This is a genomic window from Corynebacterium matruchotii, assembly GCF_011612265.2.
In the GTDB taxonomy this organism is placed as follows: Bacteria; Actinomycetota; Actinomycetes; order Mycobacteriales; family Mycobacteriaceae; genus Corynebacterium; species Corynebacterium matruchotii.
The window spans coordinates 2,040,701-2,058,717 of the sequence record NZ_CP050134.2 but is presented as its reverse complement, the minus strand read 5'-3'; the positions used below and the strand labels follow the sequence as shown (position 1 = coordinate 2,058,717).

Here is an 18,017-nt window from a genome sequence, read left to right as displayed (position 1 = left end):
CACGAAAAACCAAACACCCAAAACCCCTCATCACAAGCGGTTTTGAGTGTTGGTTACGACAACCTACTTCGCTGCCTCAATAGCAGCCTTCATGTCTTTGGTGGCATCATCCACGCTCTTGCCGGCGGTCAGCGCCGCATAAGCATTATCCTGGATAGCCTTCGAAATCTTCGGATAGAACGGGGAAGCCGGCCGCGGCACCGCATTTTCCAGCGACTGTTTCAACGCCGGGAAATATGGGTACTTCTCAATCAAGGCCTGATCGTCATACACCGAGGCCAACACCGGTGGGAAAGAATTCTCCGCAAAATACGTTTGGTTTTCCTCGTTGATGACAAACTCAATGAAATCCTTGGCGGTTGCCTTATGCTTCGAATTCACATTGATGCCATTATTGAAACCACCCAGTGTGGACACACCCACACCATCTTTGCCCACCAGGGGCTGCACCTCAAACTTATCCTTCACCTTCGACGGATCCTTGCCCGCCAGGTCAAACATGTACGGCCAGTTGATTGCGTACGCGGTCTTGCCCTCCGTGAACGCTTGGGCTGTCTCCTCCTCCGTGGTGGAAGTTGAATCCTTGGAAATATTCCCCGCAGTGTAAGCGTCGACAAGCGCCTTCAGGCCAGCCTTAGAGTTTTCGGAATCCACCACAGGCTTACCCGAATCATCTAAAACCTTGCCGCCCCAGCCCTCCATGAAACCAATGGTATTGACTGTCAAACCCTCATACTGTTTGAGCTGCAACGTTAAGCATTCCTGCTTCGCATCCTTCGCCTTCGAACATGAATCCACTAGCTCCTGGAACGTTTGTGGGCTCTCCGGCATCACCTCAGTATTGCGGTACAGCAACTGGCCGTTGGTGTTCTGCGGTAGCGCATATAATTTATTGTTGTAGGTGCCAGACGCAACCGTGGATTGCAGCAGCCCTGAAGTGTCAACCGCTAAATCTCCCTCCAACGGCGCCAACCACTGGTTTGCCGCAAACTCAGCAGTCCACACCACGTCCAAGGCCATGACGTCAATGTCATCCCGACCTGCCTGCAACGTTTGCACCAACGAATCCCGCTGATCGTCAGCCTCACCAGCTAACTCTTTAAACGTCACCTTCTCATCAGGGTGGACCGAATTCCATTTTTCGATCACATGCTGTAGCTTTTCCGAATCCACCTTGCCCATGGCATAGGTAATAGGACCACGCCCACCCTCATTCGAACTACCACCAGACGAACTCCCGGTGGATTCCTTCGAACAACCACTCAAAACCAATCCGCTGACCAACACAACAGCTGCGATTGATTTCCAAGTACTGCGGAGAGCCATAAGGTTCATCCTTTCGATAAATTAGGATACTTACTACAAAATGTAGTGAGAAAAACGATGACGTGTGTCTTTTTAACCACAACAAGGGGTAAAATGATACGAATCACACACGAATGCCGCTTATTGGATCAAATAGGTGCGCCATATCGGGGTCAAACCCAACCTGAATCTCACACCCCACCGGCGGCGACTGCTTCGCCCGCGCCACCAGCATCACATCGCCCGCCGCCCGAATATGCACAAACCGTTCCGACCCCAACTCCTCTACCAGCACTACCGTTCCGCTTATCGACGCCGCTGCCGACGGACCAACCCCCACCCACATATCTGCTGGCCGCACCCCCATAATCACCTCCCGACCAAACACCACTCCCGGAAATAAATTCATTGCTGGTGACCCAATAAACCCGGCCACAAACATATTTACCGGCCGATCATAAAGCTCCCGGGGCGCAGCAACCTGCTGTAACACCCCATCCTTTAACACTGCCACTCGATCCCCCAACGTCATGGCTTCCACCTGATCGTGCGTCACATACACCGTCGTCACCCCCAACCGTCGCTGCAATGCCGCCACCTCCGTGCGCATATGCACCCGCAATTTTGCATCCAAGTTTGACAATGGTTCGTCCAACAAAAACACCTGGGGATTTCGCACCAGTGCCCGGCCCATGGCCACCCGCTGCCGCTGCCCACCCGATAAGTCCTTAGGCTTCCGATCCAATAACTCCGACAACCCCAAAACCCGGGCGGTCTCCTCGACCTTCGCCGCAATCTCCGCCTTCGGCATTTTCGCCAACCGCAGGGGGTAGCCAATATTCTTCCGCACATTCATATGCGGATACAGGGCATAGTTTTGGAACACCATGGCAATATCCCGGGCCGCCGGCTCCAACCCCGTCACGTCTTTCCCCCCAATGGAAACCTGGCCACTCGTCACTGGCTCCAACCCTGCTAATGCCCGCAACGATGTGGATTTTCCACACCCCGAAGGGCCCACCAACACCAAAAACTCACCATCATCAATGGCGAGATCTAACCGGTCCACACTGGGACGTGTCGCGCCGGGATACGTGATGGTGACGGAATCAAACACAACAGTGGCCATAGCTACCAAAATAACAGTAAAGCCCGGGTCCGTAAGATGATAAACACCATATTGAGTGGCAGAACCAGGCGAGTAGTGTGGGTAATATGAAGATCATTCAGTACTCAGATTTTGGTGGCCCTGAGGTATTAGAGCTGGTCGAATCCGAGAAACCCCTGCCAGCAACCGTGTCACTCGATCGTGGTATGAATGTTACGGTTCACGCAGTCGGTCTCAATCCTGTTGACTATAAAACGTTCAATGGTAGCCTGCGGTTTCTGGAAAAACTGCAACGCATTATAAACCCCAAAAAATGGTTTCAACGCCGTTCCAGCACTTTTCCCCGCGGAGTAGCCCGTGATTTCGCCGGTGTCGATGATGCCGGAAACGCGGTGCTCGGCACCCTCTACCAACCGGTTACAAGCATCATGCGCCAAGGCGCCCTCGCCACCGAAATACTGATTGCGCCGGAAGACATGACCCTCAAACCTGAAGGTATTTCCTTTGAAACCGCCGCAGCTTTAGGCGTGCCCGGCCAAACCGCTTGCGGTGCTTTTCGGGCGCTTGATCTACGCGCTGGTGATGTGATTGTCATCAGTGCTGCCGCAGGTGGGGTTGGTTCTCTTGCTACCCAACTCGCGGTCCACCGGGGCGCAACCGTCATCGGTATCGCTAGCGACGCTAATGCCGACTACGTGCGTTCCCTGGGGGCAATTCCGGTTGCCTACGGGGAAGGGCTGGTAGATCGGGTGCGGGCGGCCGCCCCAACACCCGTGACGAAACTGCTCGACTGCTATGGCAGTGAATACATAACCCTAGGATTTTCCCTAGGCTTGTCCCGAAAAGCCATAGGTACACTCGTGCCCGGGCCAAAGGCAGCATTCCGAGGAGTACACATCACGGGTATGCGGCACGCCCACCCGGCCAGCGACTTGGCGGAAATCGCCAGCCTGGTTGCCGATGGCACGATCACCATTGATATTGCGCACGAATATCCGTTCGATATTGATTCGGTCCGGGCAGCCTACACGCAGCTCATGGGCGGGCACGTTCGGGGCAAACTCGTGGTCAAACTACAGTGATCATCGCCATTGCCTCGTCAATTATTCGGGGAGGCTGGTCGCCTAGGGATTATTGGTCAGTGGACCGTTAGTTAGGGTACGGTTGCTTCACCCCGGAACACATTGAATTGAGCACGTCAAAGTATCAAGGTAAACGTTCGGAAACCTTTTCGATATCAATAATCCTGTCCAAGCGTTCCGGGGTGAGGCGATCCGAGTCGCCGGTGGCAACAACCACGGAACCACCCGCCGCCAATGGGGCCAAAACCTTGGCCACAAAATCCAACCAATTGGCCCAGCCCTGAACCAACACGCGACTGGTCGGGGAGAACCGATGAAGCGATTGCGGTGAGACATTGGTCACGATATCTGCCAATGACCGGGTTGGTTGAGCGAATTGGTCACCATAAAACCGTACGGTTGGGCCAAAGTCGATGGCTCCCGGTAATAATGTGCCACCAGTCTCCTCGACACCGCGGCCAAAAGGATCATCCGTCACGATCACAACATCGCCCGAATACTCGCCTGGGCCGGCAGCGCCATTTTCGACGGCATTTCCGGCAGTGTTCTGGACATCGTTTTCGGCGATAAAAACCACGTCGCTGGTGGCGGCATCGAACAACGTGACGGGAATGTCAGCCGCCAATGCCCCCAAAGCAACAGCAACAGCCTGCCACCCAGGGGGTAGATCAATGCTGATGAGCGAATCTTCGGTGAGATCTAATTCCTCAATCAGCATGTTGGCGACTTTCGCGGCCCAATTATCCAGTGTGATTCCGGAAAAATCCAGGCGGGCGCCAGTGTTTTCGTCATATACGGTCAGTCGTGGTGTGGTGGGGTCCGAAGCCAAGATTTTTGCAAGTAAATCCATGATTGTTGATAGTAGTCATCCGTGCTGGACCCAAGAAAACTTTGCTATCAGCCCCGATTGATCCCCCCGATAAACCCCCATACGACTTATTTGTGACAAAGCTTACATTTGGGTGTGATTGCCCATGGATTCTTCTAAAAACCCTGGTCAACAAATTATGTTTCCCATTCACCCGCATTATAGATCACTAATTGGCAACAATGAGCGACAAGTGCTGTTATTACTCCGTAATGTCAATGCTTTTAAGTTTTGAGCCAAATAATCGCAGGAAAAATAGAAAAATTGAGAATAACCTGGGTATAACACTTATAAAATATGGCAATTTTAGCCCACGCTTCTAAAAAACAATTAATCTCTTTCATAAGCGAAGGCCCTACTCTGGGCCAAGTCAATTCGAAAAACTTTATCCGCAAGGAGAAATAATGAAGCGCAAGATGATTGCGATCGCCTCCGCAGTCGCATTGGCATCGGCATCAGCACTGGTTCCCGCACAAGCACAGCAAGGAAACGGCAGCGGGGTGACCGTCAACTCCAATAACGGCAACAATAACTCGCAGTCCGGCGGCGGTGTCACCGACAAGTCCGGTGGCGGAGCTAACGGTGGTTCTGCCAACGGCTCCGCAGAAAAGGGCGGCACTGGTGTGAACAGCAAGTCCGGTGAGAAAGACGGTTCTGTAGTAGGCGGCGGCTCTTCTGAAAAGGGCGGCAACAGCGGTAACAACGGTTCCGTCGGCGGATCCTCCGAGAAGGGCGGCACCAACAACAAGAGCAATGACAAGGCCGGAAGCGAAGGCAAGGGTGACCAGAAGGCAAACTCCCTGGGCAACATCAATACTGGTAGCAGCGGCCTGGACAAGCTGCTCAACCTGCCTCAGAAGATCATCTCCGTCCTGAGCACTGCCTTCAAGGCCCTGTTCAGCGGTAACCTGAAGGGCTTCTTCACCGCATTCACCTCCGCACTGTCCAGCGGCTCCAGCGCTAAGGCCGGCACCGAAACTGGTTCCGACGGCAACACCAGCGGCAAGAACGATCCTAACAGCAAATCCGGTGAAAAAGACGGTTCCGTAGTGGGCGGTGGATCCTCCGAAAAGGGCGGCAACAGCGGTAACAACGGTTCCGCCGGTGGCTCTTCTGAAAAAGGTGGCGCTAACAACGGCTCTGCCGGTGGATCCTCCGAAAAAGGTGGCGCCGGTGCTAACGGTGGCTCCGCAGGTAACGGCAACAACAAAGCTGGCTCCAGCGGCAGCGTCTCTGGTGGGACGAGCACCGGTTCTCAGGGCAAGTCCTCCTAAAACACATATATACATGTGGCCTTAAGTTGGGTAGGGCCGCATGTGGGGTCTTTATCATGCACCTGGCACTTTCTGAACGAAGAATCAGAGAGCGCCGGGTGCATTTTTCTTTCAAACATGCCGATCGTTTTGATATCTGGTGGTGCTTGATGACATCACCAGGTAGTGCTTGCCCTCATTTTCTGCAGATGGTGTGGGGCCTTCACCCCGAAAAAGGAAAACCCACCATGTAGGGAAAGCCCAAACAAGATAAACCAATATTAGTCGAGGCGGGATGCGAGATTTCGTGTATCGAAACAGCGGCCAATGGTAATCAATGCGGCAACCAACGATTTGCCATTGTGATGCTGCAGGTTTGTAGGTGATGAGCCGAGATTTCATGGGTTTCATGCTGGTAGCGGCAAAATTATTCGTGAAGAAGCCCGAGAATGACAAAGCGAAAGCTCCACTTTCGATCACCGATCCGCTTTATTGGATCAGCACCCATAGAAGTGGAGCTTTTACTCCTGGCGAATCCGGTGAACCATCCGGCGAACTTGGCCCCAGTAAACCCGGCGAGGCACAGTGGAGCATGAAGAAACGAGCCAAGGAAGTAACAAGCGAAAGCTCCACTTAAAGAATTGGCATCAACATGTCGATGGATAATGTGGGCAAGATACTGGATAAGGGAGCTTCCGAAAAACTTCACCGACCGATAGCATCGTCAATTATGATCGATTATGGTGAAATCATGGTTGTAGCAGGTTTGTAGGAAGGTTTGCTGACCATCGGTGGTTTGGTTATCGGCCTGTCGGTTTCGGTTGAATGCGCAATGTTTAGGGGCACACCAGGCACGGGGTAGAAGGTAGCAAGGTGGGCGAAACAGCCATAGAAAAACAACCGCGTTAGGCCAGAGCGCCAGCTTGTTCTGCAGGGCCGAAGCTCCTATACGGAATCCTATGTGGAAAGTGGAGCTTTGGCCTCATGCCTTTTAGTTAATGCATCTAGGACTTGCGCCAGCATCAAGCACAGGGGAGCGCTGCTCTGCCTCCAAAGCCGCCCCTTGCTGCCCCACCACCTGGGAAGTGGTCGCTGGGGTGGAATTATTATTTCCAGCATCACCAGCATTGCCCGTAGGCCCGTTATAATCCGGCCCAGTAATTACCGTCAGCGTCGTATTATCCAGCGATGGGCTTGCGACCACAGGTAATCCGCCAAGCCGTTCAGCTAGGGCATGAGCATCCGGGTCGGCTGCATTGGCCGCCATCACCTGTGACTGGTTATAAAGCCCCTCCGGAGCATTACCGGTCTCAGAAACCTGGTATCCCATCTTCTTGAGCGCTTCCGCTACATTGCCGGCCAGACCTGTTACCGTGGAAGCATTCAACACGAGGACCTGTTTTTCTGGATTGACAGGCTTTTCCTGTGGTTTACTAGTTGGTGCCGGCTGTTTCACCGGAGCCTCATTTCCCAGCAAGGTGGTGAAATATTTGCGCACCTCGGCTGGATCCACCGTCACCACAGATTCGCCATAGTCACCCACACCATCAATCGACGTCACCGGGATAGTATTGAACTTCACATTACCGCCCGCCAGGTTTTGCATGTGAGTGGCTAACTGCATGACATCCCAATCCTTATCGATCGTGACCGACCGCGTGACTGCGCTACCTAAGCTGGCCAACTTGGCCGGGGACGTTAACGTACCAGTCGAAAGAACTTTCGATACCAGGGATGCCATATAGGCCTGTTGCCGCACAATCCGATCGAGATCGCCCCGAGGTAAACCATGCCGCTGCCGCACAAATGCAAGACCCGTAGCCCCCGTCAAAGTCTGCTTACCCGCCGGGAAATCCGCCCCAGAAAACTCGTCTTTCGTTGCCTCCTTCAGACACACTTCCACGCCGCCCACCGCGTCGGTCAGCAACACGAAACCCAATAACCCAACCTCGGCGTAGTGGTCGACCGTGATCCCACTTAACTCGTGAATAGCCTTAATCAGGCCTTTACGACCCGCATCCTTCGCCTTCTCCTCCAGCTCCGGACCATCCTGCTGCCCAGACTGAAGCAGCCGCTCTTTCTCCTCCGCCTTATAGGCCGAATACACACCATTAATCTTGGTGTTACCAGCAACCTCATCATGAATATAGGTGTCGCGGGGAATAGAGATCGCGGTGGCCGACTTACCATCATTTGGGATACGAATCACCATGATGGTGTCCGTGTTATCAGCCTCCTCATCACCAGCATGGAGAAGCTCAATCTCCTGGGGGGTGAGTGGGTTCCCTTGGGCGTCGCTACGCGAATCGTTACCCACCATCAAAATATCAATCGCACCATCAAGTGCATCAGTTAGCCCCGCGGCCCCTAAATCCAACGAACCGGCGCTAGCAATATTGCTTTGCACTCGGCCAATGGCGAAATAGCCGACCCCCGAGACAATAAGCACTAGGGCAGACATAAATGACACCAAGGCTTTCACAGCAGTATGACCCTGTTGTAAGGTGTCAGGGCCATAACTTGATGGTGTACGAATAGGACGATTACGTCGAGTTTTGGAACCCATAGTGCTTCCGATACTCCTTTAAGGGGTAACTAGAAAACAGTTAAATTGAATACAAGAATAACCTGTTATCTCCTGAGAAACATCTTGATGGGGTCGCGTAGAACTGCTTTTGGGGGCAAGCGCGCCGAGCACAGTAGAATCAGGCAGGTGGATAACAGCGATAAACAAGATAGCACTCAACCTGCCACCCAAACCGACAACACCCCCCACATTCAAGCCCACAATAATCTGGCGCATAATGACATAACACGTGGTGGCGCGGCTCGCAGCAACCCATCACAGGGTGATAGCGCAACACCTAATAACGCCCCCGTCAAGACACCAATCAGTGACACAGCTGTTACCGATGAGTTAATCACCAAACAGGAAAAACCATCACCACGGTTAGCAGTTATTACCGTGACCTACTCCCCAGGCAAATACCTCACCAACTTCCTTGACTCCATCCCTGCTGCCACCAGCCTCCCCACCCAGGTTTATCTGGCCGACAACGGTTCCACTGATGGTGCCCCGGAACAAGCCGCACACAATAATGACGCCGTAGAATTCCTCCCTACCGGGGGAAATGTGGGCTATGGTACGGCCATTAATATTGCTGCCCGCCATATCATTCCTCGCATAGAAGCCGGTGAAATTCATCCCGAATTTTTCGTTATCGCCAACCCCGATGTGGTGTTCGACCCGGGCAGCATTGACGAGCTGATCGAATGCGCCCATAGATGGCCGAACGCCGCGGACGTGGGACCGTATATTCGGCAGGAGGATGGTTCCGCCTATCCGTCGGCACGCGCCATCCCCACCTTGAGTAATGGGATTGGCCACGCATTACTTTCCGGAATCTGGTCCAATAACCCATGGTCAAAGGCATATCGAGACAATGCGGTAATGGACAAGGAACGGGTAGCCGGTTGGTTGTCTGGCTCATGTCTTTTGGTGCGGTGGGATGCATTCTGCCGTATCGGCGGGTTTGACGAGCGATACTTCATGTATATGGAGGACGTGGATTTAGGCGATCGGTTTGGGCGCGCCGGGTTTACCAACGTTTTGTGTCCCACAGCTCAAATTACGCATGCGGTGGGGCATTCTGCCGGAAAACATCCAGAGAGTATGCTACCTGCGCACCACGAGTCGGCGTATCGGTTTCAAGCGGACAGACATCCGCACTGGTGGCAGGCCCCTATTCGCGCAATGTTATGGATTGGGCTAAAGATCCGATCAGTGGTTGTGGTGGGCTTTACTAAAATGAAAAAATAATTGGTGCTCAATGATTTGTACTGGAGGAACCGATAGTGACCGAAAATAGCATTGATGCTGTGGTGTTAGTGGGTGGTAAAGGCACCCGATTGCGACCACTTACAGTGTCAACTCCGAAGCCCATGCTACCGACGGCTGGTGTGCCGTTTCTGATGCATTTGTTGGCTCGTATCAAAGCAGCCGGGATTGAACATGTGGTGTTGAGCACATCGTTTAAGGCAGAGGTATTCGAAGATTATTTCGGTACAGGGGAGTCGCTAGGCCTGGATATTGAATACGTGGTTGAGGACGAGGCGCTGGGTACCGGGGGCGGTATTCGTAATGTGTACGACCGGCTACGGGGGGACACCACCATGGTGTTCAATGGGGATGTGCTGGGGGGCACAGACCTGACCGGTATTTTGCAGGCGCATGAGGCCAATAATGCGGATGTGACGCTGCATTTGGTGCAGGTGGGAAATCCACGGGCGTTCGGTTGTGTGCCTACAGATGCCACCGGGCGAGTGCTGGCGTTTTTGGAGAAGACAGAAGATCCGCCAACAAATCAGATTAATGCTGGCTGCTATGTGTTCCGCCGGGAGCTCATCGCCGATATTCCGGCGGGCCGAGTGGTTTCGGTTGAGCGCGAGACATTCCCGAAGCTCTTGGAAGACGGCTATGCGGTGTATGGCTATGTGGATAATGCCTATTGGCGGGACATGGGTACCCCCGGTGACTTCGTGCGGGGCAGTTCCGATTTGGTTCGGGGCATTGCGCCATCGCCGTTATTGGTGGGGCGTACCGGTGAATCGCTTGTCGACGAGTCAGCGCTGGTAAAAGACGGAACGTTACTGTTGGGCGGTACGGTCATTGGTCGAGGCACTGAAGTGGGGGCGGGCTGTCGATTGGATGATGTCGTGGTGTTTGATGGAGTGACAATCGAGCCGGGGGCGGTGCTGGAAGATTCCATCATTGGGCATGGGGTTCGCATTGGGGCGAATGCTCGAATCAAGAATTGTGTCATTGGTGAAGGAGCACATATTGGGGCTCGGTGTGAGCTTCAGGATGGGCTGCGGGTGTGGCCTGGGGTAAAAATTCCGGATAATGGGATTCGTTTCAGCTCCGACGCGTAGATAAGTAGTATACTTGATAATGGCCGCTGGTATAGGGCGGCCATTTTTATCTGATTTTTTAGTGTTTTTCCTGGTCGGGATCTACATACATATTTTTTCCTCGGCGCACCATAATTGTTGCTCTAGCGTTATAATCCGGGGGTGAAGCACAATATATAGTACCCCCAAGAAAATCGCCCTCCTGGGGCGCAGTGTTATTTGTGTTACTAATGTGGTTTTTGTCTTGGGAAAATGACACCAATGAAAGAAAATTCATGCCATTGGGCTTGACTTGACATGTAGTGTGTTGTTCACTTGAAAGCAGATCCTTTATTATTACAGTTTGATGACGAGAAAGGCTGCTACCGGCGGTTTTTATAAAATTGTGGTAGCTTTAAGGCAATTCTCAGCGTTACATAATTGTATTTTAAAGAATTATTGTTCACGGCTTTTACCTCTGGTAAAGGCATAAAACATAAAATAACGAGAGGAGTGTGGCGTGGACTATAAGGCTAGTAACTCCGCGCCTCGCACTCGGTCAGGGCGCAGCATGTCTCTTGATGACTTGTTTGGTGCAGCCGAACAGGAGTGGCAGGAGCAGGCGCTATGCGCCCAGACCGATCCAGAAGCATTCTTCCCTGAAAAGGGCGGGTCCACACGTGAGGCAAAGCGTATTTGCCAAGCGTGTGCCGTCCGGGACGAATGCTTGGAGTACGCTTTGCTCAATGACGAACGCTTCGGTATCTGGGGCGGTCTGTCAGAGCGTGAGCGGCGCCGTCTAAAGCGAGATATCGGTTAATTGCTCTTAACCACAAGGAGGTAGCACCCCACAGGGTACTGCCGAATGAAAACACAAAGACCAGCCTCATCTTTATGGTGAGGCTGGTCTTTGTCTCTTCGCCCAGATAACTAGTCTCTAATAAGATCGAAAATGCGGGTCAATATCCTCGGGAGTAATGCCCAAGTATTGGGCCACTAACTGGGTGAGCACAATTGTTAATAGCTCTTGCCGTTCCTTAGCGCCCTGCACCCGTTGCTCAATTGGCATGCGAAAAATCACAATCCTAGCCCGAGTCGGATACCCATGAATATCAATCCCCGCCTGAATAATCCGGCCAAGCGGTACCGGACCATCAACCACAACCTCGGGTGGGAACGAATCCCAATCCATGTTCAGGCGCATCCGGGGAATGGTGTCGACCGCAATGTCGAGCGATTCAAGTTCTACGGTGAACTGCTGCTGAATGGGAGCGTAAGCCTCCAACACCGCGGCGTCGAAAAGCTCAGGTCGCCTGCGGTAACGGGGGATTTTAGTCGGCATGAGCGGGCCACGCACCCCGCGACCATGCCGATCACGACGATCATTCATAATGGTTAAGCCTAAACTGCCCTGCCCACTTTGGGGGCAAAGGGCACGCCGAAAATCGGGGTGGTACCAAAATGGTCACCCAAATCGGTCTAAACTCTGACACGTGAATCAATTTCGTCGTTGCTCTCGCCCCGGCTGCGGCCTGCCTGCCGTAGCGACACTCACCTATGCATACGCCCAATCAACCGCCTACATAGGTCCCTTAAAAGGCAATGACGACCCCCATAGCTGGGATTTATGCGCCGAACACGCCGAAAAAATCACCACCCCCATGGGGTGGCAGCTTATTCGCGTCCCCTCCATTGAAGACGATGAAGATCTCATGGCGCTGGTCGATGTTGTTGCAGAGACCACTCACCACTACACCCCATTTGAGGGAATGCGTACCGGTGCTAAGGCCGAAATGCCGCCCCCAGATTTTGGTAGCGCCGCCCCTAATGCCCCATTTGGGCATAAACCGGAAGAATATGTTCCCAACCATCCGGCACACCGTGGTGGAAAAAAACCCACTCAACGAGGCCATTTGACCATTGTCCCCGACGCTGAAGAGCTAGACGACGAACCAACCGATGACCCCGATTCCGACACAAATACCACTTTCAAGTAATTCTTTTCGCAATCAGTGGGTAGAATTGGCTAAGTTTGACTCCACTAAAAAGAGAAGGCTTGAGGGATGCGTTCACGCGAAGAAGTGACCGACGTGATTAAGGCGTACGATGTGCGCGGAATCGTAGGGGAATCCATTACCCCCGAACTTATTACTGATGTAGGCGCAGCCTTCGGCCGCCTCATGCGTAAAGAAGAAGCCCACACCATTGCTATCGGCCATGATATGCGGCCCAGTTCACCCGAACTGGCCAGGGCATTTGCCGACGGTGTGCTGTCCCAAGGAATGGACGTGCTATTCCTCGGGCTCACCAGCACTGACCAACTCTATTTCGTCTCCGGGGATCGGGACATTCCCGGCGCCATGTTCACCGCCTCCCATAATCCCGCGGAATATAACGGCATCAAAATGTGTCGGTCTGGCGCCCGACCCGTTGGACAAGAAACCGGCCTCGCCGATATCGTCACCAACCTGGTGGAAAAAATCCCCACCTATCACGGGCACCCCGGTGAACTCACCGAAGCGGATACCCTGGCTGACTATGCGGCCTTCCTGCGGAAGCTTGTGCCACTCGATGACATTCGGCCGTTGAAAGTGGCGGTTGATGCCGCCAACGGCATGGCCGGCCACACCGTGCCCGAGGTTTTCGCTGGCCTCCCGCTTACAATCGAACCCTTGTATTTTGAATTGGATGGCACCTTCCCCAACCATGAGGCCAACCCCCTGGATCCAAAAAACCTGGTAGATCTGCAAAAATTTGTCAAGGAGACCGGTGCCGACATTGGTCTTGCCTTTGACGGTGACGCTGACAGGTGCTTCGTTGTTGACGAAAACGGTGACCCGGTAAGCCCCTCGGCTATTTGCGCCTTAATAGCCGAGCGTTATCTCAAGAAACACCCCGAGGCCACCATAATTCACAACCTCATTACCTCTAAAGCAGTGCCGGAAGTGATTGCCGAAAACGGCGGCACCGCGGTGCGCACTCGGGTGGGGCACTCCTTTATCAAGTCCCAAATGGCAGAAACCCATGCCGTGTTCGGTGGTGAACACTCCGCCCACTATTATTTCTCCGAATTCTTTAATGCGGATTCCGGCATCCTGGCCGCCATGCACATTTTGGCCGCCCTGGGCAACCAAGAGAAGCCCTTAAGCGAACTCATGGCTAGCTATGAGCGTTACGAATCCTCCGGCGAAATCAATACCCGGTTGGAGTCTCAGGAAGAGCAGCAGGAACGTACCCAGGCCGTCCTGGATGCCTTTGCGGATCGGACGGAAAGTGTGGATACGCTTGACGGGGTCACCGTGCAGCTTCGAGACACTCCAGCCTGGTTCAGCGTGCGGGCCAGCAACACCGAACCATTGCTACGGCTTAATGTGGAAGCCCCCACCAAAGATGAGGTAACAGCACTCGTCACTGAAATTCTCGACATTATCCGCAAATAAAAACTTCCGTAGGATAGTCAAGTATGAGCAATGGATACGATCCTCTTGCAGTGGCATTCTACGATATCGCCCACGAAGGGGCCCAGGTCAGGGCCATAGCGGGGGCGATCGAAGCAAGCGTGAAACCGCAGCATGATGAATTTGGGGCGGAAATCCCCGGACTTGCCTCCCTTGCTGGTGTGCGGGCTCGAAGCATTGTGGTGCTTTGTGCCGATAACCTCAGTTACCGCTGTGCGCAATTAGCGGCCAGCCTCATCCAACCCTTGCCGGTGGCCCTGGTCATTACCGAAACCATCCCCGGCTATCTTGGTGCCCTCGACGTACTCATCGTGGTGAGCGAAAAAGGTGAAGATGCCGCCATTAGTCGTGCTATCTCCCAGTCGGTGAGCCGGGGCATCACCACCGTCTTGGTATGCCCGGGTGACTGCCCCATGGTGAGTGACGCTCCACGAGGCACAATCATTGTGCCCCATTTACCTAATGCCTTAGGGCCCAGTCCAACCCGCAGCGTGGTATCCGTGCTGGCCGTGTTGGAACTTGCTGACCTTGACCCGCTGCTTGTGGTGCAAAAACTTACCGACTGGGCGGAGGAAATCGACAAGGAGTTGGCATCGTGCTCCCCCGAACGGGACGAGACCGTGAACCCGGCGCGGGAACTCGCCGTCATTACCGGTTCTCTGGTCCACTGTTCCGATAGCGTGCCGGGTGTGGCGTTGGCATCATTAGCATCCACCCTGTGGGCGATGCGAGGCCGGGTCAGTGCTAGTTTGTCGCTTGCGGAGCTTGCTGGCGCCTCTCGTTATTATCAAGGGCCGCATCGTGATATTTTTTACGACCCACTCCTTGATGGTGATGGTTCGGTTGGGTTACCGCTCAAACCTATAGTGTGGTGTGCGGTGGATGCTGATGTGCCAGGGCTGCCGGGTGCCATTGCTGTGACCAGTGTTTCGAATAGCGTGCCGGTAAGCGTGTTGCGACTCTTAGCCCGGGCGTTTGCCGCTACCGTGTTTTTCTCGACAGAGTAGTGAAGCAGCTGGTTGTCGACATGCGTGGGCTATGTGGTGGTTTCGTGTCGACGCCGGGGTCTTTGGCCTGGCGCGCATTGGTCTGATGGGTTCGCTACCGGATGTGTTTCCCTATGTGCTTTTTGGTGCATGGTGTTGCCGGTGGGTGCTGTTCTTAGCGGGTGTTTCCTAACAGATAATATCTGTATCAATTTTAATAACTATTGGCAGAAAGGCTGATATGTTCTCTCTCAATCCGAGTCTCCAGTCGTATTCGTGGGGGTCGAAAACCCTCATCGCTGATCTGCGGGGGGAGGAATCACCGACACAGCATCCCCAGGCTGAACTGTGGTATGGGGCGCATCCAGCGGCCCCGGCGGATATTGCTGGGGTGCCGTTGACGGATATTATTGCTGCGGATCCGGATCGGGAGTTGGGCGCTGCGGTGCGGGCTCGGTTTGGGGATCGTTTGCCATTTTTGTTGAAGATTTTGGCGGTAGCGGAGCCGTTGTCGTTGCAGGCGCATCCGTCGTTAGCGCAGGCGCAGGAAGGGTTTCAGCGTGAGAACGCTCAGGGCATTGATGTGCGGGCGGGGAATCGGAATTACCGCGATGATAATCATAAGCCGGAACTTATTGTTGCTTTGACACCATTTCATGCGATGGCTGGTTTCCGGCCGTTAGCTGCGACTTTGGAGTTATTTGCTGCGCTTGATTGTCCGTCGCTTGCCCGGTATGTGGGAATGATTGATTCCACCGGTGAAGAAGCTGTCAATCTGCGGATGCTGTTTACCACGTGGATTACGATTCCGGCGGCGGTGCGTAAGCAATTGATTGATGACATAATTGTTGCGGCAAAACGAGTGGTGGCGGAGGGGAGCGCTGCCGAGTGGCAGCGGGAGACGCTGGCAAACATTATTGAGCTGGATACCCATTATCCCGGTGACGTTGGGGTATTGGGGGCATTGCTGCTCAATTATGTGAGGCTGGAGCCGGGGGAGGGGATTTATCTGGATGCCGGGAATCTACATGCGTATTGTCGTGGCTTGGGTGTGGAGGTTATGGCCAATTCCGATAATGTACTTCGGGGTGGGTTGACTGCGAAGCATGTGGATGTGCCGGAGTTAGCGCGGGTCTTACGGTTTACCTCGTTGGTGAATCCGCGCACGTCTAACGATACTGGCTGGTTTGAGGTACCGGTTGAGGAGTTCGATATGCGTATGGTTACTGCGACGGAGGAGTCGCCGTGGTCAGCGCAAATTCCTGGGCCGCGTGTAGTGTTGTGCACCGCGGGGCACGTTACGGTGACGGTGGGACCGGCAACTCAGGTGCTGCACCCCACAGAAGCCGTGTGGATTTCGGCTGCGGAGGAACCGCTGGTGCAGGTTACTGGCGCAGGTCAGGCTTTTGTGGTGGGGGTGGGCGCACGCTTGTCGACGCCTTAAAGTTGCGGATCTGTTAGTTGCGGGTCTGTCATGGTGGCATAGGCCTGGTTGGCGGAATCACCGGGGGATGTTCCCTGGGAGTAGGGGGCATGTTGGGGGTGCGGCACGGTTGCGGGGGAGGGAGTTGGGGTGGGTTCCGACGCTCGCTCCCGTTCGCGTTCTGCTTTATGGGGGGCTTCGGTGCTGGTGGATGTTGTTGTGGGTGACGATGAGGTTGTTGTCGGGGTGCTGGAGGCAGGAGTGGTAGCGGAGGGGGTTGGGGTGGTGTCGGTATCGCCTAGGAGCGGCGGCGGTGGTACAGGATGGACGCGGGGGACGTTTTCCGCGGTGATGGGCGGAACGAACGTGTTTACATTGCCGGAAGTATTTTTCGGCTGGTTACCCCGGTCAGGGGCGACATAGGCGCGTGGTGGTAGCAGAGGATCACGTTTGATATCATTGGGTTGCTCGGTTGGTGGGGTGGTTGTGTTATCATTTTTATCCTGATTATCAGGGGTTTTTTCGCGGTTGCCCCCAGAAGAGTTGGGGGTAGGTACTGGTAGGGGGGTATTGCTAGGGTTGGTGCCGCTCATTGCGGCAGGGACAGGACTATCACTTGTGATAGCTGCTATAATTCCAGCATCGCTGGTGGTTTGGCTGCTGTTTTGGACAACACCGAGTTGCCATACACCAAGGCCAATCACCACAGCACCAGCAAAACCGCAGGAGACGAACGCAAAGAAGCGACTGGTTGTTTTGTCGCTGCTCATTCAGTACCTCCGGCTTCGGTAGCCTGTTTACGTGTGTACTTGGCGCCTGTGGTAGCGCGCCATAGGGTCAGTCATTGACCTTAACACAAACGTTATATAGGCGGGGCAAAGCTGTTGAATCGTGGGAGCGAAAATGGCGTACGGAATTCTTTTCGGAGGTTTTTGGTGATTTCCATGGAAAGCCTCGGCAGAATCCTCTAAGTAGCTGTATAAATGGCCTTAGGTACCTCTAGGGTGCCAGGTGGCATAAGCCCTTAAGATACGATGCAGGAAGTGAATAATCGCACAATCGAGATTTTTCTTCCTCGGAGTGTCACAAAATGAATACAAACATGGTGAGAAAGCGATAACGATATGAGTACATGGGATATCGAAATTTTTAGCCGTGAGGCTAACACTGATTTTTTGGATGAGCTGGCAACTCTGGATGATGAAGATATTGTGGAGGCCGTGGAGGACAGCTGTAAGCTGGTGCTCAGTTCTACGAAGCTTTCGGCAGAAGAACAGGAAAATGGGCTTTGTGCAGCAACAATTGCGGCGATTTGGGCGGGGGCCCCATTTTCTGCCAGTGAGGTTGCGGACGAGTATCCATTCCTGCGGGAATTAGTGGGGCATATTTCGGAAGAGCTCAGTGAAGCGGCTAGTGCGGTGCTGGAAGCTGCCAGAGACGAGACGGAAGAGGATTCAGATCTGGACATTGAGCCGTTCATTGAGGCTTTGGAATGATGTTGTAGCGCTCCAATATTTTGATGCTTGGGTTTGCCGAAGCACTGGTGGCTTATGAAGTGTGATATATGATAAATAAGCCACGATCTACCCCCTCAAAAGGGGGTAATGTTGGTTTTTTAGAGGTTTTTCATGCCCGAATTGTCAT

At 53.7% G+C, this 18,017-nt stretch carries 17 protein-coding genes; 11 read left to right on the top strand and 6 right to left on the bottom strand.

All coding sequences use genetic code 11. The annotated features are described in order from the left end of the window. Positions 1-63: 63 nt before the first annotated feature. Positions 64-1,326 carry an ABC transporter substrate-binding protein gene (locus HBA49_RS09145; RefSeq protein ID WP_005524695.1) on the bottom strand — a complete coding sequence of 421 codons (1,263 nt, stop codon included), beginning with the start codon at positions 1,324-1,326 and terminating at the stop codon, positions 64-66. Positions 1,327-1,429: 103 nt separating this feature from the next. Next, the gene (locus HBA49_RS09140; protein WP_005523908.1) at positions 1,430-2,434 is read right to left on the bottom strand and encodes an ABC transporter ATP-binding protein; all 1,005 of its coding nucleotides are present in this window, start codon (positions 2,432-2,434) and stop codon (positions 1,430-1,432) included. Between the two features lie 86 nt (positions 2,435-2,520). Here HBA49_RS09140 and HBA49_RS09135 point away from each other — a divergent pair, with 86 nt between their 5' ends. Next, positions 2,521-3,495, top strand: a complete 975-nt coding sequence (locus HBA49_RS09135; protein ID WP_040431383.1) for an NADP-dependent oxidoreductase — start codon at positions 2,521-2,523, stop codon at positions 3,493-3,495. 124 nt (positions 3,496-3,619) lie between these two features. On the opposite strand, the gene HBA49_RS09130 is transcribed toward HBA49_RS09135, so the two are convergent. Then, the gene (locus HBA49_RS09130) at positions 3,620-4,345 is read right to left on the bottom strand and encodes a TIGR03089 family protein (protein WP_005520026.1); all 726 of its coding nucleotides are present in this window, start codon (positions 4,343-4,345) and stop codon (positions 3,620-3,622) included. A gap of 422 nt (positions 4,346-4,767) precedes the next feature. On the opposite strand from HBA49_RS09130, the gene HBA49_RS09125 reads away from it, so the two are divergent. Together HBA49_RS09125 and HBA49_RS09120 are read left to right on the top strand one after the other, a co-directional pair. Next, complete coding sequence (locus HBA49_RS09125; protein ID WP_005524397.1) at positions 4,768-5,637, top strand: hypothetical protein; 870 nt, start codon at positions 4,768-4,770, stop codon at positions 5,635-5,637. A gap of 364 nt (positions 5,638-6,001) precedes the next feature. Then, a complete protein-coding gene (locus HBA49_RS09120; protein WP_040431386.1) occupies positions 6,002-6,253 on the top strand; it encodes a hypothetical protein in 252 nt (83 codons plus the stop codon). A gap of 354 nt (positions 6,254-6,607) precedes the next feature. Here the strand turns inward: HBA49_RS09120 and HBA49_RS09115 are convergent, their stop codons facing one another. Then, a complete protein-coding gene (locus tag HBA49_RS09115) occupies positions 6,608-8,182 on the bottom strand; it encodes an LCP family protein (protein ID WP_040431389.1) in 1,575 nt (524 codons plus the stop codon). An 87-nt stretch (positions 8,183-8,269) separates the two neighbouring features. On the opposite strand from HBA49_RS09115, the gene HBA49_RS09110 reads away from it, so the two are divergent. The 3 genes from HBA49_RS09110 (at position 8,270) to HBA49_RS09100 (ending at position 11,326) form a co-directional block, all read left to right on the top strand. Further along, entirely contained in the window at positions 8,270-9,436 is a 1,167-nt protein-coding gene (locus tag HBA49_RS09110; protein ID WP_005524143.1) for a glycosyltransferase family 2 protein, read from the top strand. 35 nt (positions 9,437-9,471) lie between these two features. After that, positions 9,472-10,548: a mannose-1-phosphate guanylyltransferase gene (gene manB / locus HBA49_RS09105; RefSeq protein ID WP_005524237.1), complete on the top strand. Its 1,077-nt coding sequence runs from the start codon at positions 9,472-9,474 to the stop codon at positions 10,546-10,548. 529 nt (positions 10,549-11,077) lie between these two features. Beyond that, positions 11,078-11,326: a WhiB family transcriptional regulator gene (locus HBA49_RS09100; RefSeq protein WP_005520041.1), complete on the top strand. Its 249-nt coding sequence runs from the start codon at positions 11,078-11,080 to the stop codon at positions 11,324-11,326. Between the two features lie 117 nt (positions 11,327-11,443). Here the strand turns inward: HBA49_RS09100 and HBA49_RS09095 are convergent, their stop codons facing one another. Next, a complete protein-coding gene (locus HBA49_RS09095) occupies positions 11,444-11,896 on the bottom strand; it encodes a metallopeptidase family protein (RefSeq protein WP_005524469.1) in 453 nt (150 codons plus the stop codon). Positions 11,897-11,999: 103 nt separating this feature from the next. Here HBA49_RS09095 and HBA49_RS09090 point away from each other — a divergent pair, with 103 nt between their 5' ends. The 4 genes from HBA49_RS09090 to manA all read left to right on the top strand — a co-directional run bounded on the left by HBA49_RS09090 (position 12,000) and on the right by manA (position 16,394). Next, positions 12,000-12,503, top strand: a complete 504-nt coding sequence (locus HBA49_RS09090; protein WP_005524350.1) for a DUF3499 domain-containing protein — start codon at positions 12,000-12,002, stop codon at positions 12,501-12,503. 66 nt (positions 12,504-12,569) lie between these two features. Continuing rightward, on the top strand, positions 12,570-13,946 hold the full coding sequence (locus tag HBA49_RS09085; RefSeq protein ID WP_005520046.1) for a phosphomannomutase/phosphoglucomutase: 1,377 nt from the start codon (positions 12,570-12,572) through the stop codon (positions 13,944-13,946). Positions 13,947-13,969: 23 nt separating this feature from the next. Then, positions 13,970-14,971, top strand: coding sequence for a phosphoheptose isomerase family protein (locus HBA49_RS09080; protein ID WP_005520047.1), 1,002 nt, complete (start codon positions 13,970-13,972; stop codon positions 14,969-14,971). 220 nt (positions 14,972-15,191) lie between these two features. Then, complete coding sequence (gene manA, locus HBA49_RS09075) at positions 15,192-16,394, top strand: mannose-6-phosphate isomerase, class I (RefSeq protein ID WP_005523891.1); 1,203 nt, start codon at positions 15,192-15,194, stop codon at positions 16,392-16,394. Here manA and HBA49_RS09070 read toward each other — a convergent pair. Next, the gene (locus HBA49_RS09070; protein WP_005524101.1) at positions 16,391-17,143 is read right to left on the bottom strand and encodes a hypothetical protein; all 753 of its coding nucleotides are present in this window, start codon (positions 17,141-17,143) and stop codon (positions 16,391-16,393) included. The genes manA and HBA49_RS09070 overlap by 4 nt on opposite strands. A 354-nt stretch (positions 17,144-17,497) precedes the next feature. Between HBA49_RS09070 and HBA49_RS09065 the strand changes: the two genes are divergently transcribed. Next, positions 17,498-17,869: a DUF4259 domain-containing protein gene (locus tag HBA49_RS09065; protein WP_005520054.1), complete on the top strand. Its 372-nt coding sequence runs from the start codon at positions 17,498-17,500 to the stop codon at positions 17,867-17,869. Positions 17,870-18,017: the final 148 nt, after the last annotated feature.

Bases quoted from the DNA above. Each gene is read 5' to 3' on its own strand.
- HBA49_RS09145 (WP_005524695.1), bottom strand. From the start codon at position 1,326: ATGGCTCTCCGCAGTACTTGGAAATCAATCGCAGCTGTTGTGTTGGTC.
- HBA49_RS09140 (WP_005523908.1), bottom strand. From the start codon at position 2,434: ATGGCCACTGTTGTGTTTGATTCCGTCACCATCACGTATCCCGGCGCG.
- HBA49_RS09135 (WP_040431383.1), top strand. From the start codon at position 2,521: ATGAAGATCATTCAGTACTCAGATTTTGGTGGCCCTGAGGTATTAGAG.
- HBA49_RS09130 (WP_005520026.1), bottom strand. From the start codon at position 4,345: ATGGATTTACTTGCAAAAATCTTGGCTTCGGACCCCACCACACCACGA.
- HBA49_RS09125 (WP_005524397.1), top strand. From the start codon at position 4,768: ATGAAGCGCAAGATGATTGCGATCGCCTCCGCAGTCGCATTGGCATCG.
- HBA49_RS09120 (WP_040431386.1), top strand. From the start codon at position 6,002: ATGAGCCGAGATTTCATGGGTTTCATGCTGGTAGCGGCAAAATTATTC.
- HBA49_RS09115 (WP_040431389.1), bottom strand. From the start codon at position 8,182: ATGGGTTCCAAAACTCGACGTAATCGTCCTATTCGTACACCATCAAGT.
- HBA49_RS09110 (WP_005524143.1), top strand. From the start codon at position 8,270: ATGGGGTCGCGTAGAACTGCTTTTGGGGGCAAGCGCGCCGAGCACAGT.
- HBA49_RS09100 (WP_005520041.1), top strand. From the start codon at position 11,078: ATGTCTCTTGATGACTTGTTTGGTGCAGCCGAACAGGAGTGGCAGGAG.
- HBA49_RS09095 (WP_005524469.1), bottom strand. From the start codon at position 11,896: ATGAATGATCGTCGTGATCGGCATGGTCGCGGGGTGCGTGGCCCGCTC.
- HBA49_RS09085 (WP_005520046.1), top strand. From the start codon at position 12,570: ATGCGTTCACGCGAAGAAGTGACCGACGTGATTAAGGCGTACGATGTG.
- HBA49_RS09080 (WP_005520047.1), top strand. From the start codon at position 13,970: ATGAGCAATGGATACGATCCTCTTGCAGTGGCATTCTACGATATCGCC.
- manA (WP_005523891.1), top strand. From the start codon at position 15,192: ATGTTCTCTCTCAATCCGAGTCTCCAGTCGTATTCGTGGGGGTCGAAA.
- HBA49_RS09070 (WP_005524101.1), bottom strand. From the start codon at position 17,143: ATGAGCAGCGACAAAACAACCAGTCGCTTCTTTGCGTTCGTCTCCTGC.
- HBA49_RS09065 (WP_005520054.1), top strand. From the start codon at position 17,498: ATGAGTACATGGGATATCGAAATTTTTAGCCGTGAGGCTAACACTGAT.